The following is a 5185-nucleotide window of genomic DNA, read 5'->3' on the forward strand; positions in this document are numbered from 1 at the left end:
GACCAACACCGCCTGGCAGCCCAATGCGGTGCTGGTCAGCGGCACGATCGGATCGGCGACCTACAGCAACGGCGCCTATTCGAATATCGACGCCCTCAACCACGTGAAGCTGTTCGCCACCCAGGACATCATCATCGGCTCGCAGCGCTTCATCGGCCTGGTTCAGCCGACCTCCGACGCCGGCATCGAGATCGGCAAGAACACGCCAACGGGGGTCGCCGCGACGCCCGCCGAGCAGAACCGGGTGCTGGTGACGGCGGGCGACCTGGAGCTGTCCGCAGCCAACCGGGTGGTGTCGCAGAACACCGCGCCAACCACCGACCAATCGGTGGGCCTGTTCATCACCGGCAAGACATCGCCGAACCTCACGCTCGATCCGCCGCAGCTCGTTGACCTCTATGGCTCCTTCCTGGACGGGTCGGGCGCCGTGGTCTCCAGCTTCTCCGCCGGCGGCGGCGTCAAGGTGGCCATTGTCGACGCCGCCGGAAATCCAGCCAGTCCGCCGCCCGGAGCCGTCTATCGCTTCAACAGCTGTGCAGTGGACACCAATCAATGCTCGGCCGCCGCGGCGGTCACCAGCAACCTGCAGCAGAACACGCCGACCCTCACCGTTTCGTTGAACCCTGGATCCGGCGCCCCGGGCGGCGATGACGCCCAGGCCGGCGCGCGGGCCGCCAACGACCGCAACGCCGGCACGACGCTGCTGCCGATTGCCCCGGTCGAGGCCGATGAGTTGCTCTTCGAGCCAGTGGTCACCGGGTCGGGCAGCGAAGAGATCTGGCGAAAGCGCCTGCCGGAGCCGGACAAGAAGCCGGAGGCCAAGCCATGAGCGGCGCTCGGGTCCTGGCGTCGCTGAGCGGCGCGGCCATCCTTCTGGGACTTGCGGGAGCCGGGCACGCCCAGACCCGCGCCGACCTGATCCCGCTGGGCCGCAGCGCCGTCAGCGGCGCGGTCTGCGAGGCTGTGCGCGACTACGACGACCCGGTGGTGCAGGCCCAGGGCCGACGCGGCTGGAACATCCATTGCCGCGGCTGGGACGTGAGCCTTGGCCGCCTCTATGTCCTGCCCACCAGCGCCGGCGAGACGGCGTGGAGCCAGGCGCTGGCCCAGCGTGCGGCCTGCGCCGAGCCCAAGTCCGAAACCCTGGCTGGTCTGGGCGCGGTCAGCCGGCGCGCCTGCCATGCGACCGGCAGCAACGCCACCTACCTGAGCTACGGCGCCAAGCACGGCCAGACGGTATTCGCCGCCGAGGGCGCGAGCCAGATCGCCGACGTGCTGGAGACCGGCCTGCGGGTGGTCGCCGGCGCCGCCAAGCCGCCGCAGATGGCCGACGTCCAGGTCTCGGCCGCCAGCGCCGAGATCGCCTCGGACTTCGGCGGCTCGGCCGGCGGGCTCGCCCGCGCCCAGGCGGCTGCGGCGACCGACCCGGCCAGATTGCGCGCCCACGCCTACGTCCAGAACAACGAGTGGCGCTTCGACCAGGCCGAGACCGATTTCCAGGCCCTGGCCGCCGATGCGCAAAGCCGCAACGCCCCGCCGCGCGAGCTGGGCGAGGCGAGGCTGAACCTGGCGCTGAACATCTCCAACAATGGCCGCTTCGCCGAGGCCGACCGCGAGTTCGCCCTGGCCGACGCCCAGGTGGCCCGGGCGAACGACCCGGTGCTGGCCGCCGAGGCCATGGGCTACCACGCGCTTCATCTGCGCAATCAAGGCAAATTCGCCGAGGCCGTGCAGGCCGGGCGCGCCACCCTGCAGGCCCGCCAGCAGGCGCGCGCCGCAGCGGGCGTCACCGACAAGGGCCCTACCGTTCTCGCCGTCTCCACCGGCGAGGTGGCGATTGGCGCGGAGCTTTCCCACGCACTCAACAGCCGTCCCGGCGGCGGCGCCCTGATCGGTCGCGGCGGCGAGGTCTCGGTCTCCGACCAACTGCTGGTGCAGGACGCCCAGGCCTGGGAGGTGATCGGCTCCTCCCTCGCCGCCCAGGGCGATACGGCCGGCGCGCGCGAAGCGCTCGCCCAGGCGGGTCGCGCGCTGAGCGCCAGCGAGGCGAATGGGGCGCTCAACGTGCTGCTGCAGTCACGGGTGGAAGCGGACTTCGCCGACCTCGACATGGCCGCTGGACAGCCCGCCGCGGCGGCCGACCGCCTGGCGACCTCGATCCTGATCCTGCGCGCCCGCCACGCCGGCACGGCGACGGAAGGCGGTCTGCTGCTGCAGCTCGGCCGCGCCCAGATGGCGGCCGGCCGCGACGACGCGGCCCTGGCCAGCTTCGGACGCGCCTTCGCCCTCTTCCAGAGCCAGCGCGGATCGCTGGGCGCCTCCGCCGACGCCGCGGCGCCCTACTTCGACCTGCTGCTGGCGAAAATCGCCAGCGACCCGACCAAGGCCGACGACTACCGCGGCAGGTTCTTCTCAGCGGCCGAGAGCGTGGTCTCCAACTCGACCGCCCAGACGGTGTCCAAGCTGGCCGCCCGGGTGGCCTCCGGCGATGGAGCGATCACCGGCCTGGTCCGCGCCCTGGACGACACCAAGCGCGAACTGCGCGCCACCGAAGCCCGGATCGCCAACGCCCAGACGCAGAACAGCTATGCCGGCGAGGCCAAAACCGACCTCGACGCCCAACTGAAGACCCTGCAGCAGCAGTCCGACACCCTGGAAGCCCAACTTCTGGCGGCCAATCCGCGCTACGCCCAGCTGGTCGCGGCCACCGCCAGTCTGCCCGAGCTGCAGAAGGCCCTGCACAAGGACGAGGTCTATCTGAAGATCGCCCTACTGGGCGGCCGCGGCTATGGCGTCCTGGTCTCGCAGGCCGCGGCCAAGCCCTACCGCTTCGACCTGTCGCGTGAACAGGCCGCCTCGGCGGTCCGCGCGCTTCGCGCCCCGTTCGAGGCCGAGGACGGGCTGCCGGCCTTCGACGTGGTGCGCGCCTACGCCCTCTTCCAGCAGATGGCCGGTCCGGTGAAGAGCGAGATCCTGGCCGCCAAGCATCTGATCTACGAGCCGGACGGCGCGCTGATCTCGCTTCCGGTCGGCGCCCTGGTCACCGAGGACCCGGCGCCGCTGCTGGCCGGCCTGGCCCCCGGCAAGGACCCCGATTACCGCAAAGTCGCCTGGCTGGGCGCCCGGCTCGATTCCTCGCTGGTGCTCTCGGCGCCGAGCTTCATGCAGTCGCGGGCGTTCAGCCCGTCGCGCGCCAAACAGACCTTCCTGGCCTTCGCCGACCCGGTCAGCGCCAAGGCCGAGCCGCGGGCCTACGCTTCGGTGCTGAAGCGTTCGGGGACGATCAACGGCGGCGGCGGGGCCAACATCTGCGAAGGCACCCGCCAGGCCCTGCTGCGCCTGCCCGAACTGCCCGACACCGCCGACGAGGTCCGCAAGGTGGGCGCAAGCTTCAAGAACGCCTCCGGCGAAGACCTGCTGATCGGCAAGGCCTTTACCGACGACGCCGTGAAGACCCGCACCGACCTTGGCGACTTCAAGGTGCTCTACTTCGCCACCCACGGCCTGTTGCCGCAGCCTTCAGCCTGTCTGCCGGAGCCGGCGCTGGTCACCTCCGTCGGCGCCAGCGACGACAGCGACGGCCTGCTGGACGCCAGTGAGATCCTCGACCTCAAGCTCGACGCCGATCTGGTCGTGCTGTCGGCCTGCGACACTGGCGGCGCGGGCTCCGAGGCCACCGACCTGACCGGCCTGCAGGGCGGCGGCGAGGCGCTCGGCGGCCTGACCCGGGCGGTGATCTACGCCGGCGGCCGTGCGCTGGTGGTCTCCCACTGGTCGGTGGACTCCGCGGCCACGGTGCGGCTGATGACCGGCCTGTTCTCGGCTCCCGCTGTCAGTGAGGCCGAGGCCCTGCAACAGGCGCAGCTCAGCCTGCAACAGAGCGCCGACTGGTCGCACCCCTACTTCTGGGCGCCCTTCACCATCGTTGGCGACGGGGCCCGCGCCATGCCGACCGCCGGCGCGGCCGGCGCCGCAGCGCACTAGGCCGGGGCGCGCCATCGCCGCGCCTCGCCCCGGCAACGCTGCGATCCACTTCGATCGCGAGCCCTATGACGCCGCCCTGCCCCGTCCCATGGGCCGCAACTCCGCGGGCGAGGGCTTCCTGCGTGGCTTCCTGCGCTACGCCGAGGTCGAGCAGTTCTACCTCTGGAACGTCCACGACGACCCGCTGGACGCCTTCCAGCCCCTGCTCGACCGGCTGGGCCCGCCCCGCTCGCCCATCGCCTGGATCGAGGCCGGCGACCGTGCGGCCCTGGCCACGCCGGGCGCCTTGCACATCCCGAGCCCGGAGCTGCAGCGCGAGGCCTGGGCGCGACGCAGCGCGGGCGCCGCGGCCTACTCCCTGACCGGCGTCACCCACACCATCGCCGAGACCTACATCATGGGCGAGATCGCCGGCATGCTGATCGCCCCGGTCGAGCCATGGGACGCGCTGGTCTGCACCTCACCTGCCGTGCAGAGCGCGGTGCAGACCCAGCTTGAGGCGGTCGCCGACTATCTGCAGGACCGGTTCGGCGTCACGCGCGTCCCGCCCGCCCAGCTGGTGACCATCCCGCTGGGGGTCCACGCCGAGGATTTCACCTTCGACCCGCAGGCGCGCCGGCGCTGGCGCGAGGCGCTGGACGTGCCGCACGACGCCGCCGCGGCGCTGTTCTTCGGCCGCTTCAGCGTCGCCACCAAGATGAACCCGGCGCCCATGGGCCTGGCCCTGCAGCAGGCGGCGCAACGCACCGGCCAGCCGGTCTACTGGATCCTCTACGGCGGGGCGCGCGACCCGAAGGAGGACCAGGATTTCCGGGACGCGGCGGCGGCCTTCTGTCCCGACGTGCAGCTGCGTTTCGTGGGCGAAGCCGCGCCGGACGCCCACGGCCCGATCTGGTCGGCGGCCGACGTCTTCATCTCGTTCTCCGACAATGTGCAGGAGAGTTTCGGCCTGACCGTGCCAGAGGCCATGGCCGCCGGCCTGCCCTCGGTGGTTTCCGACTGGGACGGCTATCGCTTCAGCCTGCGCCATCAGACCGACGGCTTCCTGATCCGCACCACGACGCCCAGGCCTGGGCTGGGGACCGACCTCGCCTACCGCTACGCGCATGGCCTGGGCGGTTACATGGACTATTTCACCGCCCAGTCGCAATTCACCGCCGTCGATGTGGAGCAGGCCGCCCAGGCGTTGGCGGCGCTGTTC

Annotated in this window: 3 protein-coding genes; all 3 read left to right on the top strand. The window is 71.6% G+C overall.

Annotated elements, in window-relative coordinates:
• A partial coding sequence (locus E8A12_RS19290) for a hypothetical protein (RefSeq protein ID WP_293371834.1) occupies positions 1–829 on the top strand: 829 nt, incomplete at its 5' end.
• Positions 826–3984, top strand: coding sequence for a CHAT domain-containing protein (locus E8A12_RS19295; RefSeq protein WP_293371836.1), 3159 nt, complete (start codon positions 826–828; stop codon positions 3982–3984). The genes E8A12_RS19290 and E8A12_RS19295, both read left to right, overlap by 4 nt.
• Before the next feature lie 88 nt (positions 3985–4072).
• Positions 4073–5185, top strand: a 1113-nt coding sequence (locus E8A12_RS19300) for a glycosyltransferase (RefSeq protein WP_293371838.1), incomplete at its 3' end; no start/stop codon positions are given.

Source organism: Phenylobacterium sp., assembly GCF_004799395.1.
Classification (GTDB): Bacteria; Pseudomonadota; Alphaproteobacteria; order Caulobacterales; family Caulobacteraceae; genus Phenylobacterium.